At 47.8% G+C, this 18,137-nt stretch carries 12 protein-coding genes; 11 read left to right on the forward strand and 1 reads right to left on the reverse strand.

Annotation, left to right across the window (positions count from 1 at the left end; translation table 11 throughout):
• Positions 1–24: 24 nt before the first annotated feature.
• The gene (locus B0181_RS06065) at positions 25–3,882 is read right to left on the reverse strand and encodes an Rne/Rng family ribonuclease (RefSeq protein ID WP_078276617.1); all 3,858 of its coding nucleotides are present in this window, start codon (positions 3,880–3,882) and stop codon (positions 25–27) included.
• 1,068 nt (positions 3,883–4,950) lie between these two features.
• Between B0181_RS06065 and B0181_RS06070 the strand changes: the two genes are divergently transcribed.
• The 11 genes from B0181_RS06070 to B0181_RS06125 form a co-directional block, all read left to right on the forward strand.
• On the forward strand, positions 4,951–5,991 hold the full coding sequence (locus tag B0181_RS06070) for an RluA family pseudouridine synthase (protein WP_078276632.1): 1,041 nt from the start codon (positions 4,951–4,953) through the stop codon (positions 5,989–5,991).
• 200 nt (positions 5,992–6,191) lie between these two features.
• Positions 6,192–7,742 (forward strand): exopolyphosphatase, encoded by a 1,551-nt coding sequence (gene ppx / locus B0181_RS06075; protein ID WP_078276618.1) that lies wholly within the window; start codon positions 6,192–6,194, stop codon positions 7,740–7,742.
• A gap of 126 nt (positions 7,743–7,868) precedes the next feature.
• Positions 7,869–8,243 (forward strand): DUF6984 family protein, encoded by a 375-nt coding sequence (locus B0181_RS06080; RefSeq protein WP_078276619.1) that lies wholly within the window; start codon positions 7,869–7,871, stop codon positions 8,241–8,243.
• 175 nt (positions 8,244–8,418) lie between these two features.
• A complete protein-coding gene (locus tag B0181_RS06085; protein ID WP_078276620.1) occupies positions 8,419–8,862 on the forward strand; it encodes a POB3 family protein in 444 nt (147 codons plus the stop codon).
• A 243-nt stretch (positions 8,863–9,105) separates the two neighbouring features.
• Entirely contained in the window at positions 9,106–9,903 is a 798-nt protein-coding gene (locus B0181_RS06090) for an acetyl-CoA carboxylase carboxyltransferase subunit alpha (RefSeq protein ID WP_078276621.1), read from the forward strand.
• Positions 9,904–10,205: 302 nt separating this feature from the next.
• Positions 10,206–11,801 carry a tRNA lysidine(34) synthetase TilS gene (gene tilS, locus B0181_RS06100; protein WP_078276623.1) on the forward strand — a complete coding sequence of 532 codons (1,596 nt, stop codon included), beginning with the start codon at positions 10,206–10,208 and terminating at the stop codon, positions 11,799–11,801.
• A 192-nt stretch (positions 11,802–11,993) separates the two neighbouring features.
• Positions 11,994–12,827: a pyrroline-5-carboxylate reductase gene (gene proC, locus B0181_RS06105; RefSeq protein ID WP_078276624.1), complete on the forward strand. Its 834-nt coding sequence runs from the start codon at positions 11,994–11,996 to the stop codon at positions 12,825–12,827.
• A 263-nt stretch (positions 12,828–13,090) separates the two neighbouring features.
• Positions 13,091–13,657, forward strand: a complete 567-nt coding sequence (locus B0181_RS06110; RefSeq protein WP_078276625.1) for a YggT family protein — start codon at positions 13,091–13,093, stop codon at positions 13,655–13,657.
• A gap of 258 nt (positions 13,658–13,915) precedes the next feature.
• Positions 13,916–14,305, forward strand: a complete 390-nt coding sequence (tagD, locus tag B0181_RS06115) for a glycerol-3-phosphate cytidylyltransferase (RefSeq protein WP_078276626.1) — start codon at positions 13,916–13,918, stop codon at positions 14,303–14,305.
• Positions 14,306–14,310: 5 nt separating this feature from the next.
• Complete coding sequence (locus B0181_RS06120) at positions 14,311–15,579, forward strand: tetratricopeptide repeat protein (RefSeq protein WP_207384356.1); 1,269 nt, start codon at positions 14,311–14,313, stop codon at positions 15,577–15,579.
• Positions 15,580–15,589: 10 nt separating this feature from the next.
• On the forward strand, positions 15,590–18,137 hold a 2,548-nt coding region (locus B0181_RS06125), incomplete at its 3' end, for a CDP-glycerol glycerophosphotransferase family protein (protein WP_078276628.1).

The following is an 18,137-nucleotide window of genomic DNA, read 5'->3' on the forward strand; positions in this document are numbered from 1 at the left end:
TTTTTTGATGTTTGCAATCAAGACTTAATTGTCGTCTTGCTCGCTTGGCTTGTCAGCTTGTAAGGTTGCCTTGCTGACTTTTGCGCCTGCTTTACGCACTTCGGACTTTTGCGCGGCTTTGGAAGTTTTGCGCGTGCGAGTTTTCGGTGCTTTTGGCTGCGCCAAGGTCAAAATACCCACCTGTGGCAGCAGCTGCCCTGCGACATTTTCAATCATGTCTTTGTAGCTGCTGACGCTGGTTTTGCCTTTTTTGTCGGCTTCTTTGTCAGACGCACCGCTTGCTTTGTCAGCTTTGGCGGCTTTTTTGCCTTTGCCATCGTTTGCGTCTTTTTTATCGCTTGCGCTTACGGCACTTTCGCTGGCAGTGCTTGCGTCATCGGCTGCAGCGTCTGCACTTTGAGCGATGGCGTCAGTGTTTTTATCAGCGTCTGCATGAGTGTCTGCGCTTACGGCAGAAATGACGCCTTTAGCCAGTTCGTTTGCGCTTTGGGCGATGTCAGCCAGCGCAATTTCAGCAGCGATTTCGGCGTTTTGCACGGCAGTGCTTGCCAATTCGCTTGCGCCATCAAGCACGCCATCAATGGTATCGGAAAGCTCGGTGATGGCATTGGCGGCAACGCCCATCAAAGCGGCTGCACCATTTTGCTCATTTGCTTGCGCTTGAATGCTTGGGCTGTCGAGATTTGTCGATGTGTTTTGTGCATCGCTTTGGGTTGGAGTGGTGCTTGGCAGCAAATCCAGCTCAATTTGCACGCTTTCGCCAGCTTTACGCTCGTTTGGCGTTTTTGCTGATTTGGCTTCTGATGTCTCGCCTTGAGCAGCGATAAAATCAGGGTGCTGGCCGCGTGGGTCGTTTGACGCACGGCGTGCGATTGGGCGTGGCTCGGCAGCGGTTTTGCCTTGCGGTGCGCTTGTATGCCCCAGTGCCAAGGTTTGCTTGTCAAAGGCGGACAAGTAGGCTTCGTCAAGCGGTGCATAGCCGTAGTTGGCGAAGTTGGTGTCAGTCTTTGGTGCGTGGTTTGCCGCCACAGCAGCGATGAAACGCTCCACGAAGCTGCCTTGTGCGTCTGCGCCAAGCGTGCGTGCGATGAATTGGCCAGCGGTGCCAGAGATGGCGGCAGGTGCGCTTGCCAAAGCAGCCACAACGCGCGGATCATTCACGGCTTTATTCATTTTTTGCGCCAGCGCAACAAGCTCTGGCGTGTGCGCCACAGGTGCGCTACGTGTGGCGATGACTAGCTCTCTTGTAGCAGGCTGTGCCTTGGCTTTATCAGTGGCTGCGTTTGGCTTGGCTTCTTTGCTTTGCTCAAGGTTTTGTTCAGCGTCTGTTTTAGCGTTTGGCGCAACTTGTTCGGCTGGCGCATCGTCTGCCGGTTCTTTATTTTCCACCGTTACAGCCGCCACTTGCGATGCGCTGCTGGCTGTGATGATGTGGGTTTCCGCTACGTTCTCAGCCGTTTTAGCATTTGGCGCAGCTTGCTCGGCTGTGTTTTGTTCGGCTGCGTTGGTTTGCGCCAAGTTCGGCTCAGCTTGTGGTTCGCTTTGACTTAGCTCAATGCTTGGTTCAGCGTTTGGCTTGTTGCTTTGTGCGTGCGCTTTGGCTTGTGCCGCTTCTGCTTTTTCTGCCGATTTTTTCGGCTTGGCAGGCTTGCTGCCATCTAGCGACAAATGTACCACTTGCGCTGCTGCCACTTCTTTTTCGGCATTGGCAACGTGCAATACCACGTCATTTGGATTGCCAGATTTTTGGCGTGGTTTGCGCTCTTTGTCGCCATCAGCTTTGGCGGCTTTTTCTGCCTTGTTTGGCTTGGCGTGTGCGTCAGCTTTGGCTGCTTTGTCGGCTTTTGGTGCGTCGTCCATGGTCAGCGTCTCGCCACGCACGATTTCACCGCGCGATTCACGGCGGCTGCCTGCTTCACGCTTGGCGTATTCTGCCTTATCTTCTTTTTTCTTTTTCGGCTCTTTTTCTTGACGCTCTTTTGGTGCGTCTAGCTCTTCCTTATGCTCTTTTTTCGCCTTTTTGTGGCGTGGTTTACGCTCGGTTTCTTCTTCTTTTTCTTGGCGTGCAGGTTTTTCACTGATGGCAACCGTACCAGCTGCGCCAAGACTTACGCTGCCTGCGTTCACCAAAGATTCAATGGCGGCGGCTGCGTCATTATTATTTAGGCTGCCAGCAAGTTTGGCTTGCGGTTTTGGTGCAAACAAGTTTGACAACCACGCCACAGCTTGCGGTGCTTCACGCTCGGCTTTTGGCGCTTCGGCTTTTTTGGCTTTATCATTGCCAGATTTGTCTTGTTGCCAGCGGCTTGGTTTTTCGCTTGGTGCGTCTTCTTGCTTGGTTTGCCAGTTCACTTCATAGCCACGATCCACCGTCTCTTCTTCTTCGGCGATGGCAATGCGCTCATAGCTTGATGGCGCAAAGCCGTCTGGATTAAAGTGCAGGCTGAAATTCGGGCTTTCTAGGTGAGCGTGCGGCAAGATAGTGATGCGTGTGCCGCTGTCTTGCTCTAGATACACAAGGCTTTCGCGCTTTTCGTTCAGTAAGAAAGCGGCGATTTCGGTTGGGACTTCGGCTTGGATTTCGCCCATGCGCTCTTTTAGGGCGATTTGCTCGATTTGGCGCATGATAGACAGCGACAACGAGCGCAAATCACGAATCATGCCGTTGCCGTGGCAGCGTGGGCAGATGTAGCCTGTGGATTCTTCTAGGCTTGGGCGCAGGCGTTGGCGGCTCATTTCCATGAGGCCAAATTTGCTGATTTCGGCAAATTGTACGCGCGCACGGTCGTAGCGAGTGGCTTCAATCAGGCGTTTTTCCACGTCTTTTTGGTGGCGCGCTTCGTTCATGTCAATGAAATCAATGACAATCAGACCGCCCATATCACGCAGGCGCAGTTGGCGCGCGATTTCGTCTGCGGCTTCTAGGTTGGTGTGGTAGGCGGTTTCAGAAACGTCTGAACCTTTGGTGGATTTTGATGAGTTGATGTCAATAGACACCAAGGCTTCGGTTTGGTCAATGACGATGGAGCCGCCAGATGGCAAGCGCACTTCACGCTGGTAGGCGGTTTCAATTTGACGCTCAATGCCAAAGCGGGCGAACATTGGCTCGCTGTCGGTGTATTTGCGCAGTTTGCCAAGTTGGGCAGGCATGACGGCAGCGATGAAATTTGCCGCTTCGTTGTAGGCGTTTTCGCTGTCAATCCACACTTCGCTGATGTCATCACGCAGATAATCACGCACCGCGCGCGTTACCACGCCAGCTTCTTGGTGCACTAGGCATGGGCTTGGGCGTTTTTTGTTTTGGTCTTGGATAGAAGTCCAGATGTCTAGCAGGTGGCTTAAATCGTTTTGTAAATCTTCAAAACCTTTGCCAAGTCCTGCGGTGCGCACAATCACGCTCATGCCTTTTGGGATAGACAGGCTTGCGATGATTTGCTTCATTTCTTCGCGCACTTTGCCAGAAATTTGGCGGCTGATACCGCCTGCTTTGGCGTTGTTTGGCATCAGCACCAGATAGCGCCCAGCCAAAGAGATATAAGTAGAAAGTGCCGCGCCTTTGTTGCCGCGCTCTTCTTTTTCTACTTGTACGATGACTTCATCGCCTTCTTTTAATAGCTGCTTAATGCCGTCTTCGCGTGGGTTGCCGTGCAGGTATTCTGGGGCGATTTCACGCAGCGGCAAAAAGCCTTGGCGCATAGAGCCGTATTCCACAAAAGCCGCTTCCAAAGAAGGCTCAATGCGGGTGATATGTCCTTTGTAGATGTTGGCTTTTTTTTGTTCGCGCGTGCGATTTTCTAGGTCAAAGTCGTACAGGTGGTTGTCTTTGCACAGCGCAACACGAATTTCTTCGTTGTGCGTGGCGTTGATAAGAATGCGTTTCATGATGTTCCTTAACTGGGCAATTTACCCAAATTGAGCAACATTCACTTGATGGCATTTTGTCGTAAAAGCCTTGTTTTTAAGGCTTGGCTTGGGTTTTTGGTGGTGTGGCTTGCTGCTTTGGCAGCTTGCTAAAGGCAGTTTTCGCTGCGTTTTGGTTTAAGCTTTATGATAACAAACTTAACAAAAGCGTATCTGTCTTGCTTGTGGTGTTTGCTAAACTTATGTTTTAAAACAAAGTTTTTATCAAAACACGTTTGTCAAATAAGCTGTATGCACCAAAAGCTGTCCGCTTGGCATTTTCGTAAAATTTAGCGAAGTTTGCTGGCATTGGCTGCAGCTGCCATTTTTTGACGATAAACGTGCGCTTAGCCGTTTTTTCTGCTGCTTGCACCAGCAGATGAATTTTCCATAAACTCAATCAAATTTAGCACGCCACAGCTTGTCTTGGTCGGCGAACTCTTTTTTCAAAAGCAGTGTTTGTCTTGTGCTTTTGTGCCTGATGCAAGCTGTGCGTGTTTGCGAGATTAACTTTGCCGATTTGGGCAGTTTTAAGTCGCGTTTAGATTGACAAAATCTTTTGCACTCAAGAGAAGTTGCGTTACGATTTGTGCTTCATCGCTTGTGGCGACTGGCGCAAATCACAATAAAAAGTGTTTGGCGGTTGCGGGCAAATGTCAATCCGTCAATGTTCATGCGATACAAACGAGCATGCGTGGATTTAGGGATTTGTCCTAAGTGTGGGCGTGCGGCTGCGGTATTTTAAAAATTTTGGCGCAAATGCCGAAAAATGACTTAAAAAAATACGCAAATTATGCCACAAATCGCCCATAGACTTTTGCAACGTGCTAAACTATACCAAAACTTTTGCATTTTTCCTACTAAAAATTTCACAATCGCACGATTTCAATGAAAAATTTTTCAAAAAAGCCCAAAAACAGCCCAAATTCGCCCGCCAAACGCAGCAATTCGCCGCAAAATCGCTTGGCGTCTGGGCAAGTTGCCAAAAGTCAATTTGCCAAAAATCAGTCTGCTAAAAAACCTTTCGCCAAAAATTCGTCAGCGGATAAAATGAGTGCGCCTTTGAGCAAGCCAAACGCCAAAAAAGCGCAAAGTGCGAGCGCCGATGAGCAAATCAGCGATTTTTCACGCGTGAATTTGCTCAGCGTTACGCCCAATCAAGACGGGCAGCGGCTGGATAATTTTTTGTTGGCAAGGCTAAAAGGCTTACCACGTTCGCACGTTTATAAGATGATTCGTGATGATGAAATCCGCATCAATGGCAAGCGCACAAAACCGCACGCACGCCTTGAAGTGGGCGATGTGGTGCGTGTTGCGCCTGTGCGCTTAGCGTCTCGTCAAGCGCCTGTCATCAGCGAGCAGTTTGCCAAAGGGTTGATGGCGCGCATCGTGTATGAAGATGATGGTTTGATTGTGCTAAATAAGCCTTATGGCATGGCGGTGCATGGCGGCAGTGGCGAGAGTTTTGGGGTGATTGAAGCTTTGCGAGAAGCGATGGGCAAAAGCTATCTTGAGCTGATTCACCGCATTGATAAGGATACGTCAGGGCTGCTGCTCATCGCCAAAAAACGCAGCACGCTCAAGGCATTGCAGGCGGCGTTTCGTGAGCGCAGCATTTCTAAAAGCTATCTGTGCCTTGTGCATGGGCATATCAAAGGCGAGCGCCATTTGATTGACGCACCGCTTTATAAATACACCCTGCCAAGCGGTGAGCGGCGTGTCAAGGTGCATAAAGACGGCAAGCCAAGCCAAACGCAGGCGAAGGTGCTGGCGACTTTTACATTGGAAAATCGTCCTGCAAGCCTTGTGCTGGCAAGCCCTTTGACAGGGCGCACGCACCAAATCCGTGTGCATATGGCGCACCTTGGTCATGCGCTATTAGGCGATGATAAATACCAAACCAACCCAAATGCCTTGCCCGTCAAGCGTCTGTGCCTGCACGCATGGCAGCTGCATTTGCCAAGCGAACATTCAGCCCAAACGGACGAGCAAGCCGATGCGCCAGTACGCCCTCGCCGTTTTGTGGCGGCTTTGGCAGATGATATGCAAGATTTGTTGCCAGCCGATGTGCTTGCTAAGATTGACGAGTGATTTGCCGCTATTTTTACAAGAATTGCACAGCAAATCTCTTGTCAGTTGCTAAATTTTGGCGTATAGTTTGGCTTGGTGCTTTGTTAAGTTTGTAAGCTAAGATAATTTGATAAAACCAAGCTAAAAATTATCAAAAAATTAGTTTTAAATCAATTAGTTAAAATTTACATCACGTTTGAATTGATAAGTTTGAGTTGCGTATGAAAACGATCCAAGTGGACACCACTGCTCGCCATGAGCAAATCGCCAAATCCATTCTTGATGCCAAGGCTGTCGGTCAAGACGAGCTGCTTGGTGCGATTGACTTGGGGTCAAACAGTTTTCACCTTGCCATTGCGCGCCTAGATCATGACGAAGTGCGCAAAATTGCCAGCATTTCGGAAAAAGTGCAGCTGGCGGCAGGGCTTGATGAGAATAATGTGCTGAGCGAAGAAGCCATGCAGCGTGGCTTGGATTGTCTGCGCCGCTTTGCCCAGCACGTTACCGAAGTTGAGCCGCACCGCCTGCGTATCGTGGCAACGAACGCTTTGCGTAAGGCGGTGAACGCCCAAGAATTCATCAGACGTGCCAGCGAAGTGCTGCCAAAGCCGATTGAAATCATCGCAGGTCGTGAAGAAGCGCGCTTGATTTATTTGGGTGTGTCGCATTCAAACGCCAGTACCGATAAGCGTTTGGTGATTGACATTGGTGGCGGCTCTACCGAGTTTATCATCGGTCAAGGTTTTGAGCCGATTGAAACAGAAAGCCTACAAATGGGCTGCGTGGCGTTCACCAGAAAGTTTTTTGCCGATGGTAAAATCACCGCCGCCGCCTTTGAAAAAGCCGCCAAAGCCACGCAAGCGGAGCTATTAAGCATTGCCAAGCGCTATAAAAAAGTGGGCTGGGATAATGCCATTGCGTCATCAGGCACGGCAAAGGCGGCGCGCCTTGTGCTACAAGAGCTGGGCTTGGCTGATGAAGTGATTACGCTTGGCGGCTTAGAAATGCTTAAGCAAAAACTCATCAAACTTGGGCATATTGACCGCATTGAATTTGCAGGCGTGAAAGCGCACCGTCAGGCGGTTTTCCCTGCTGGCGTGGCGGAGCTTTTGACCATCATGCAGACGCTTGGCATTGATGAGCTGGGCTATTCTGATGGGGCGCTGCGTGAAGGTGTGATGTATGATATGCTGGGCAGGCTGGACGATGAAGACGTGCGTGATCGCAGCGTAACGGCATTGGCGCAGCGTTATTCTATGGACATCAAGCAAGCAGGGCGTGTAACGACAGCGTGCGCACGATTGTTTGATGAAGCCAAAGACTCGCTGGGCTTGGATAAAGAAGATGGTGATTTGCTGCGCCGTGCGGCAAGTTTGTACGAAATCGGTCTTGCCATCAGCCACAGCAATTACCACAAGCACAGCGCTTATCTGCTGGAGCATTCGGACATCGCAGGGTTTTCGCAGGCAGGGCAAGCCAGACTTGCGCAAATCGTGCTACATCATCGCCGCAAGCTCAAAGGCGATACGCTGGAGACGGTGGAGCAGCTGGGCGGACGCAAATTGGCGTATTTGTGCTTGATTTTGCGCTTGGCGGTGCAAGCCAACCAAAGCCGCACCACAAAAGCTGCGCCAATCATGCTGCGTGTGGTGCGCCCAAATGACTGGCGTGTGTCGGTGGGCGCAGGGCTACACGCTGATTTAATCACCGCTCAGCTACAAACGGACGTGGCGCAATTTGCCAAATGGGGCGTGTCGCTGCAGGTGATTTAAACAACAAGATGAGCGACATAGGCACAATTTAATGACATCTTAAAATCGGATTGATGCTATGCAATCCGATTTTTTGTGGGTAAAGCCAAGCCTTATAGGTTTTATTATTTAGTACAAGAAGGTTGTATGTTAAACAATAGTATAAACAAACGTCCATTAAGCCCAACAGAATTAAATTTGGTGTTGAATTTATTGGCTTTTTGTAAATATCCATATCATTTGGAATTGCCTATTGAGCAAACGCTTGTTTTTGATTTGACAGATGATGGAGGTATGGGTTCCTTTGAATTTGTGCGTGAACACATTCATGATCGCCAATACGCAAAACCATTGATACAAGCTGAAACCTATGATACTGACGGCAGAAAAATTATGCTTGAAATATCAATAGACGAACAAGGTTATTTATATCAAATGGATAGTTGGGTTGCTGATTTTAATCCGTTGGTAAGCCCATTGGGAACTGTAACTGTTTTGGAAAATATTCAGGTGAAAGACTGATTTTAGTAAAAGAACCTGTAGGCTAGGCTTTGCTTGCGACAGCCCAACAAATTCAAAGATTGTCCTAATTATGTTGGGTTGTGCTTCGCAACCTAACTTACGGGTTGGGCTGAGCTTTTCTGGTCTAAATTGTGGGTTGGTACGGCGCTTAAAACTATCAATATTAGGGGATTTTATGTCTGTCTCAGCGGCTATTGATTTTGGATTTTATTCAGACCGAGTTCGAATCACGCCTTTGGTGCTATTAAATATTCTCATGACAAACGGATGGATGGTTTTAGACGGTGAATATAAATGTTATCTGCCATTAGGGGATGTTGACAATTTTGATTGGCAGCGTTCTAAAATCATTAATGATAAAGAATTGATTGAGATATGTGAGAGAAAATTTTACAACAAGGAAATTGTCGGTTTGGTTGTAACGTGGAAAGATACGAATATAGGCGGAGAGTTGTTATTTTTCTTAGATGGACGGGTTTCATTTTTATTAACTATCAACCGCATCGAAAATGCTGCAACCAAGCTAACCGACTTTCAATGGTATTTAGAAAAAATTATACCAGCTTTTTTAAATAACGACATTTACATAGAAAGCATTGAATGCAGTCATATGATTTAATGACGCATAGCTGTAGGTTGAGCGGAGCGAAAACCCAACAAATTCAAAGATTTGCCCTAATTATGTTGGACTGTGCATTATCAACCCAACTTACAACCCGCCCCAATCTAATAACAAACCTTGCCAACAACAAAACCCACTCTGCCAAAACCACAATCAATTAAACCCACAAATCCATATTACCAAAATCATAAAAATGTGCTAAAATGACTAAGTTTACATTTGTTCATTTAGAGAAAACTTATGAGTACAGTTTGGGACAGCGTACAACTTGCCCGCCACGCCAAGCGTCCGCTATTTTTAGACTATGTGGCGGCGCTTTTTACCGAGTTTGACGAGCTGCATGGCGACCGTGCGTTTGCGGACGACCGCGCGATTGTTGGCGGTTTGGCACGTTTTAATGGCGAGCCTGTCATGCTCATCGGTCAGCACCGTGGACGCAGCACGCGTGAGCGCATTGCGCATAATTTTGGCATGGCGAACCCAGAAGGCTACCGCAAAGTGATTCGTCTGGTGCAGATGGCGGAGCGTTTTGGCTTGCCTGTGTTGACTTTCATTGACACCCAAGGCGCATACCCTGGTGTGGGCGCAGAAGAGCGCGGGCAGGCAGAAGCCATCGCCAAATCCATCGCGGTATTTTCCAGCCTAAAAACGCCAGTCATCGCCACCGTCATCGGTGAAGGCGGCTCAGGCGGTGCGCTGGCGATTGGCGTGGCGGATAAGGTGAATATGCTGGAAAACAGCATTTACTCGGTGATTTCGCCTGAAGGCTGTGCGTCTATTTTGTGGAAAACTGCCGAAAAAGCCGCCGATGCGTCCGAAGCGCTCAAGCTAAACGCCAATAATTTGCACCAGCTTGGCTTGATTGATGAAGTGATTGCCGAAGGTGTGGGTGCGCACGAAGCGCCTGAGCCAGTTATGCAAGCACTCAAAACACTGCTCACCAAGCAGCTTGCCGAGCTTAATGCCCTAAATCACGATGATTTGCTGGAAAAACGCTATCAGCGCTTGATGTCGTTTAATTCGCAAGTGTCGCTCTAAGCTGCTAAGCAACGCACAAAGCCAGATTCGCTCTGGCTTTTGTTGTTTGGTTTGGGTTTGTATAAGTGTTGGGGTTTTGCGTGCATTAAAAAGATGGTATATTTGCCAAGTTGCGCCAGTGTTGCGCCAGTTTTTTGTGTTGGTTTTATAAATTTTGGCGGTTGTTTGGTTTTTTCGTTGTTTCAAGCACGCCAAAGCAAAACCTTGCCAGCAGCCACGTCAATTTTAATTCATCAGCCAAGCTTTTTGCCATCATTTCCTTGCCATCATGACCAATTTACCATCACGACCAATTCACCGCCATGACCAAACGTTTTGCCCAATTTTCTGACAGCCAAGATGATGCGCTCGTTGGCGTGCTAGAAGCGCAGTACCGTGAGTTTGCCGAGCGTGCGCTTGACTTGCCCATCAAGCCGTCCGCTAAGTTGTATTTGGCGTGCAGCGGTGGGCGAGATTCTTTGGCGTTGGCGCAGGCGTGCTGGCAGCTGTTTTGTGCCGGTAAGATGGCGCTGCCTGTGCTGCTGCACGTTCATCATGGCTGGCAGGCGGCAAATGATGCGTGGGCAAGCCTTGTGGCAAATTGGGCGCATACGCACGCTTATGAATGCCATGTATTGCACGCAAATCTTGCCAATCGCAGTGAGACGGCAGCTCGCAGCGCACGCTATGAGAGCTTGGCGGCGGCGATGAATGATGGCGATGTGCTGCTGCTTGCCCACCACGCCAACGACCAAGCCGAAACCGTGCTGATGCGTCTTGCCGATGGCGCAGGCGTGCAGGGCTTGGCTGGCATGGCGGCGTGGCAAATGGTGCAAGTGGCGAATAAGCGCATTTGGCTGTGGCGACCGTGGCTTGGCGTGCCAAGAAGTGCAATCAGCGATTTTGCCAAGCGTCATGCACTCCCTTTTGTCAATGATGAGACCAATACCGACCCCAAGCACGCGCGTGGACGTATTCGTACGCAGATTTTGCCCAAGTTTTTACGCCTAAACCCAAAAGCGGTGCAAAATATCACTCGCAGTGCTGCGCTTTTAGAGCAGTCAGCAGCTGTGCTGGACGAGCTTTTGGGCGAGCGGCTAAACACTGTGCGCAGTGGTGATTTGCCGTACGAATCACGGCTTGATTTGGCGCAGCTTTCCCATGCCAGCCAAGCACTGCGCCAAGCCATCGTTCATGCGTTTTTGGGTGAAGGCGAGCCTTTGCCGCCAAGTAAAATGCGCACGGACGAAGTGCTGGCATTGGCACAGCGCAGCGACAGCGACCATCAGGCACGGTTGTTTTGGCAAGGCGCGCGCCATGCGTATGTGCTGTGTCGGCACCGTAATGTGCTGTATCGTTACCGCAGCGATGTGTGGGAATTGTTTGGTGCAGCGCAATCGTCTGTGCGTTGGTGTGAGTCAAATCGCCAGCAGCAGGACGAAAATTTTCACCACAATAACACACCAATTTACCAAAGCAATGACCAAGCCAATCCACAAACCAGCCCAGAAAAAGTCTTGTTATTAAAAGCAACTAACGGCTTGGCTTTGGCGTGGCGTCTGCCGTGTGCGTGGGCGGATTTGCCTATCAATACTGCCGACATCAGCGCGGTAAAATTGGACAATCAAACCCGTATCACGCTGGCAAATGGGCGCAAAATGGCAGGCAAAAAGTTGTTTCAAGCCTTGGGCGTGCCTGCGTGGCTGCGGCAAAATGTGTGGCAAATTTGCCATCAAGGCGCACCTGTGCTTTTGGTAACGCTTGGTGCGGCGTGGCGTTTGGCGCAGTTTGATGAAGTTTTTGCCAAACTTTCGCACCACGATAAATCCGCCCAGCCACAAGACGCTAACTTGACAACAAAACCACACGCCAAGACAAAGATGGGCGCATATTTGTTGGCTTTTGCGTCCGATGGGTAAATCGTGTACAATGGCGATTTTTAGTGGTTGTGCGATGAGCGCAAAAACCGTTCGTGGTGAGCTTGTCGAACCATAACGGTTTTTAAGCCCTTAACAAGTTTAAAAGCAAAAACCACATCAGCATACTTTTTTTAACCATATTTTAAAAACAGCCACATCTTAAAAAATTTAAAAACAAAAACGGAGTGATTTATGGCAGATTTTCAAGTTTTAAAGGATAAAACCATCACATTTATCGGTGGCGGCAACATGGCAGGCGCAATCATTGATGGCTTGCTGGCGGTGCGAGCGGCGCACGATTTGCCATTCACCATCGCCGTGTCTGACCGTAATGCCGATAAACTTGCGGTGTTTGACAAAAAAGGCGTGCAAACTTGCCAGCCTGATGGCGTGCAGACGTTTATTGAGCGTGCCGATGTGCTGGTGCTTGCCGTAAAACCGCAAGTCATGCTTGATATGTGCCGTGCGCTGCCTGCCAAACTTGATAAGCAAGTTGTGCTGTCGGTGGCGGCAGGCTTGCCTGTGTCAGCACTTGGCGAAGCGCTGGGTTGTGAGAACATCGTGCGCAGTATGCCGAATTTGCCGTCAGCTGTGGGCTTGGGGGCGACTGGACTTTTCGCCAAAGAAAACGTCAGCGATGACGACCGAGCGCTTGCCGAAGCGGTGATGCGTGCGGTGGGTATCACCACTTGGGTGCATGACGAAGCGCAAATGCACACCATCACAGCGGTGGCAGGGTCTGCGCCTGCGTACTTTTTTTATGTGCTGGAAAATATGATTGCCAAGGCGGTGGCGATGGGGCTTGATGAAAAAGACGCGCACGCCTTTGCGGTACAAAGCATGATTGGCGCAGGCGAGCTTGCCAAAGCAGGCGACCCCGCCACGTTGCGCGCGCAGGTTACGTCAAAAGGCGGTACGACAGCAGCGGCTTTGGCGGTGCTTGCCGAGCAGGGCGTGGGCGAAGCGTTTGGCAGTGCCATGCAGGCGTGCGCAGATCGCAGCTGTGAGCTTGGCAAGGCGTTTTAGCAATTTGCGAAAATCACGTCCGCTTAAGATTTAAGATTTGCGTGAAATTTGGTTTGCGGTGCGTTTTTGGTTTATTTGCTGGCTTGCTAATTTAAAAATCGTTTTGATGGAAAATTGTCAAATCATGAGCAAGGCGCAGCACGATTTTAAACTTGCAAAATCCGCCAACTCATCAAGCAGCAAAACCACCGTAAGCCAATAAATTTAGCCATTGAATCCAATCATTATTAACCCACGCTTTTGCGTGCCAAAGACGAGAATTTATGAACAGTCCGATGTATGTGCTTGTGAACGCACTGATCAATTTTGCGCTGATTGCGCTGTTTTTGCGCTTTATGATGCAGTTTGCTGAAGTGGATTCGCGCCACCCTTATATGCGTGCCGCCAAGCGCATGACGGGCGTGGTAGATGTGTTTGCGCGCATTTTCCCGAACGTGGGCGGCGGACGCATCAGCATGGCTGCGGTGGTGCTGATGCTGCTTTTGTATTGGGTGAATTTGGCGGCAGATGCGATGATTTTGCAAAAATCTCTGTCGGCATTGGAGCTGTTTTTTATCGGTACGCTGACCGCCATCACGCAGTTTTTGGCGATGCTGCGCTACATTATCATTGGTTCGGTGCTGGCAAGCTGGGTGGTGATGCTGATGAACACCATGCACCCTGCGATTGATTTAATTATGCAGCTGTCTGAGCCGATTGTTGCGCCATTTCGCCGCATTGTGCCAAATTTGGGTATGCTGGATTTATCGCCCATCGCTGCACTGTTTGGGCTGCTGCTCTTACAAAAATTCATAGAAATCATCGGCGTGAATATTTTGCAGGCGATGTAAAGATGGTGAAAATAAACCTCGAAGGTGGTGCGGCTTTTGGGGTTTTGTCATATATTGACGCTGTGATACAAAATTATAAAAAACCACGATACAAAACTACAAAAAATATTGTTATATCGCAGGGGGGGGGGTGGTATAATGTACTTGTATAAATTTACACCATTGCACAACATTAGTTTACATTAAGAAACTGATTTTAAGTTTATAATGAAATGTTCAAATTGGGTGAATTTTAATCAAATTAGCAAAGAATATATTATGAAAAAAGTCCTCACTTACGGCACTTTCGATTTACTCCATCACGGCCATATCAACCTGTTAAAGCGTGCCAAAGCATTAGGCGATCACCTAACGGTTGCGGTTTCTACTGATGAATTTAATTTAGGCAAAGGCAAGGTTTGCACCTATCCTTATGAAGAACGTGCCTGCATTGTTGAAGCGGTGCGTTTTGTAGATTTGGTCATTCCTGAGACTTCTTGGGAACAAAAAATTGAAGATGTCAAAGAACACCACATTGACGTTTTTGTCATTGGTGATGACTGGGAAGGCAAGTTTGACTTTCTAAAAGAGTACTGCGAAGTCGTCTATCTGCCCCGAACAGAAGGCATTTCCACTACACAAATCAAGGAAACGCTTTCCGGTAAATAAACCTGATGATGAAATTGTCGCAATTTCCTTTTGTAAAAAAATATCAAAATACGCCTTTTGTTCAAAGCTGTCTGCAAATCAAACGCAACGTCAGCAATACGAAAGAACAAAGGGGCGTATTTTCGTATTTTTATATTCATAAAGCTCAAGAGGCATTAACGTCTGCCAAACATACGGATTTGCAGACGGCAGCCAAAAAACTCATCAAAAAATCCGATTCGCTCGGACATTTTTATTTGGCAAAAAGCGAGTTTTTGCTTGGAGAATTTGAACAAGCGAAAAGTAACTTGAGCCGATTTTTAGCGGCGAATCCAAATCACATAGAAGCCATTTATCTGTTGGCAGAAATACATGCCATACAAGGCGATAAGACTTTGGCGTGGTCGCTGCTTGAAGGCTTGCTGACATATTCAAAACGTGGCAAAACGTGGCAGCATTTATCCAATTTGGTGGAAATGCCGTCTGATTTTGAGCAGTATTGTGTGTTATTTGAAAAGTATTTTCCTGAGTATTTAACCGTTCTTCTGCCTTTCGACCTTGCCAGTCATTTGTCAAATGCCGCAATCCGCGCTGGCAATACCGATTTCGCATTGGACTTATGGCGTAGGCAATACCGCTTGAGTATGCAGGTAAAAAATACCGCAAAACCAACCGCTTCCAAGCAATATACAGACGAAAAAGCCGCAATCGCCTTATCCGCACTCAAAAACTGCCTAGATGGCAGCGGTATCGAGTTTTTTCTTATCAGCGGCACACTGCTCGGCTGCATCCGTGAAGGCAAGCTGCTCGGGCACGACAAAGACATTGATGTGGGTGTGTGGGACGACTATGGCGTGCAGGATTTGGCAAGCGTGGTTCGGCGTAGCGGCTGCTTTTATGTGCTGCCGATTTACAGCCCTGATATTTTGGTGGTTCGCCACGTCAGCGGCATTACCATTGATATTTTTATCCATTACCGTGAGCCTGACGACTATTGGCACGCAGGCGGTAAAACACGCTGGCACAACAGCCCTTTCGAGCTTGCCGAGCGAGCATTTTTGGGCAACACCTATTTAATCCCGAAAGATTATCACCGCTATTTGACAGAAAATTACGGAGCAGACTGGCAAACACCCAAAATAGAGTTTGACAGTGCGATGGATACGCCGAATGTTGAGGTATTATCTCAAAAAGAATTTATTATCTACTTATATAAAAAAACATTGTCTTTGACATCAAGCAACCGTCAAAGCCGCTACATCGGCATATTGAAATCGCTTGGTGAAAACATCTAGGAAAACAAGAATGAAACTCCTGAAAAACTCATTCAATTATATGATTGCACCCGCAGCTTATCGCAACGGGTTGTCGTTATATAAAAAGAAACATTGGGGTGCGGCATTAAACGCCTTTAAAACAGCTCATCAAGCAGCACCAAATAATCCGCAAATCGCCTTTAAACTGGGTGTATGTCATTTGAAATTAAAAAGTCTGCACGAAGCACATTTTTATATTTCCAGAGCACTCGAACTTGCACCTTACAACACCCAATGGCAAATCCAACTGGCACAATGCAACAAACAGCTTGGATTTTCTTCCTATGAATTGAATGCGGCGGGCAAACCGACCGTAGCTGTACCTCGAGTGTTGCAGGGCGGTTTTCAGCAATCGCTTAACATCAGTCTCAAGAAAAAACTACTGCTGCTTCCGTCTGATTACAATCACCGAGTGATGGCAGATATTGAGCCTTTTATTGCGTATTACCAAAATGAATTTGATGTGTATGTCATTTTGCGTCAGCTTGATGAAGATGTGGTGTACAAGCCATCGCATACTTTAGTGAAAAATGGCACGTCTTATGGCGAGTATTTAAAACTCACCGCTGATTATGTGATCGATGCAGGCTCGATGAACTACGGCTACCGCATTACCGATACAACCAAATGGGTATCGGTATGGCATGGTATTCCCTATAAAAAAATGTTTGTGGATTTAGACATCAAGCATTTGACAGGGGCGATTCGTTACGGCTTGGCTTATGACAGTATGGTATCGATGTCTGACTTTTATACGCAGACATTTTTGCGTAAGGCAATGCGTTATGAGGGTGAAGTTTTGCAGGTCGGTTCTGCCAAAATTGACAAACTGCTTGATAACCGCAGCAATCAGCAGCGTTTGAGCGAACTATACCAAACCATCGGACTGCCACACGACAAAAAAATCGCTTTGTATGCACCAGAATACCGTGCCGACAAGCCTTTTGAAGTAGCTTTTGATACCCAAAAACTACTGGAAGTATTGGGCGAAGAATATTGCCTTGTTGTGCTTTTGCCTGCCGCTCATCTGCACGCTCCGCATCAAACGCAAAACCGCGTATATTACACCAAAAACATCGGTAAAAATGATGCTTTGCTTCTCGCGGACATTCTTATCAGCGATTACAATCCGCTGATGTATCAATTTGACCAATACAACCGCCCTGTGGCACTGTTTATCCACGATCACGCTGAATTTGCCAAAGCTCACCCTGCCCACCAGCAAGAGCTGCGTATCATCAAACGCCGTCAATACACCGCCACCACTGAAAATGCGTTGCTGGCATTGGATTGGCGGCAAATTGAGCGTCAAAACAGCAAATTTAATACGCCTGAATACATTGATTTGGCATATCTCAAACACACACTCGGTATTCCAAGCGGTAAAAAAATCGTCCTATATGCACCGACATTTCGTCAAGCTGGGGCAATGCCTTTACCTTTTGATGTGGGCAGGTTGCTTGCTGATTTGGGTGATGATTATATGCTCATCACCAAACTGCACTATCTCAATCATCTCGATCAGCACTATGACAACGTAATTGACTGCACATCATCGTCCGATATGGCAGACTTGATGAAAATCGCCGATATTCTCATCAGTGATTACTCATCATTGGTGCTGGATTTTGCATTATTGAATAAGCCGATTGTGCTGTTCCAATACGATTACGCCGAATATATGCAAAAACGCGGCGTGTATTTTGATTTTGCCGATTATTTGCCGTCTGAACAAATCATACGCAGCGAAGAAGAGTTGTATCAAATCAACTGGAAAACCATCAATGCCGACAACAGCAAAATCATCAGCACCTTCTATCCGCAAGAAGACGGCAATGCCACCAAACGCATTGCAGACGGCATCGGTTTTATACCGGAAATCCGCCGCGGTAAAGACATCATTTTCTTGGTAAATGATCTCAACCAAATTGGCGGCGTACACAGCTTCTTGAAAAATATGGCGAAATACTACAAGCAAACTTACAATTCGCGTATTTTTGTCTTGGCGATTAAAGAGTTTGCTGAAGCCAACTCCGAGCTGCACGTTTTGAAAAGTCCGTATATTGACTTTGCCATCTCCAGTCAGTATCTGAACGGTGCGTGTACGCACATTCTCAAAAATACAGACGGCATTGTCATTTCCTTGCAGTTCTCCGCCCATATACATTTCCAAAGATATTTGGAAAATGCCAAGTCGGTGCTGATGTTCCACGGTGATGTCAAAGATATGATTTCCCGAGAAATGTACGGGCCGCATTTGAGTTGGCTGAACGAAGGCAAACTCTACAATTACCGCAAACTCTTGCTTTTGACAAAATCAGCAGTGGAATTGCTCCGCCCGCATTTAAACGAAGATATTCAACCGAAACTCGGCTTTATGCACAACTCCATTGATGCAGACTATACGCCGATTGCTCCAAGCAAACCTTTGCATACTGCTGTTATCAGTCGTTTGGACGCAGATAAAAATATCTTTGCACTCATTGATTTGGGCAATGCCATCAAAGCCGCCAAGGAAAATATGGCTATTTTCAAAA

Source organism: Moraxella caviae, assembly GCF_002014985.1.
GTDB lineage: Bacteria > Pseudomonadota > Gammaproteobacteria > Pseudomonadales > Moraxellaceae > Moraxella > Moraxella caviae.

What these genes read in the sequence shown, in the direction of transcription:
- B0181_RS06120 (WP_207384356.1), top strand. Translation starts at nt 14,311, where the DNA reads ATGATGAAATTGTCGCAATTTCCTTTTGTAAAAAAATATCAAAATACG.
- proC (WP_078276624.1), top strand. Translation starts at nt 11,994, where the DNA reads ATGGCAGATTTTCAAGTTTTAAAGGATAAAACCATCACATTTATCGGT.
- B0181_RS06090 (WP_078276621.1), top strand. Translation starts at nt 9,106, where the DNA reads ATGAGTACAGTTTGGGACAGCGTACAACTTGCCCGCCACGCCAAGCGT.
- B0181_RS06110 (WP_078276625.1), top strand. Translation starts at nt 13,091, where the DNA reads ATGAACAGTCCGATGTATGTGCTTGTGAACGCACTGATCAATTTTGCG.
- B0181_RS06080 (WP_078276619.1), top strand. Translation starts at nt 7,869, where the DNA reads ATGTTAAACAATAGTATAAACAAACGTCCATTAAGCCCAACAGAATTA.
- B0181_RS06065 (WP_078276617.1), bottom strand. Translation starts at nt 3,882, where the DNA reads ATGAAACGCATTCTTATCAACGCCACGCACAACGAAGAAATTCGTGTT.
- tagD (WP_078276626.1), top strand. Translation starts at nt 13,916, where the DNA reads ATGAAAAAAGTCCTCACTTACGGCACTTTCGATTTACTCCATCACGGC.
- ppx (WP_078276618.1), top strand. Translation starts at nt 6,192, where the DNA reads ATGAAAACGATCCAAGTGGACACCACTGCTCGCCATGAGCAAATCGCC.
- tilS (WP_078276623.1), top strand. Translation starts at nt 10,206, where the DNA reads ATGACCAAACGTTTTGCCCAATTTTCTGACAGCCAAGATGATGCGCTC.
- B0181_RS06070 (WP_078276632.1), top strand. Translation starts at nt 4,951, where the DNA reads ATGAGTGCGCCTTTGAGCAAGCCAAACGCCAAAAAAGCGCAAAGTGCG.
- B0181_RS06085 (WP_078276620.1), top strand. Translation starts at nt 8,419, where the DNA reads ATGTCTGTCTCAGCGGCTATTGATTTTGGATTTTATTCAGACCGAGTT.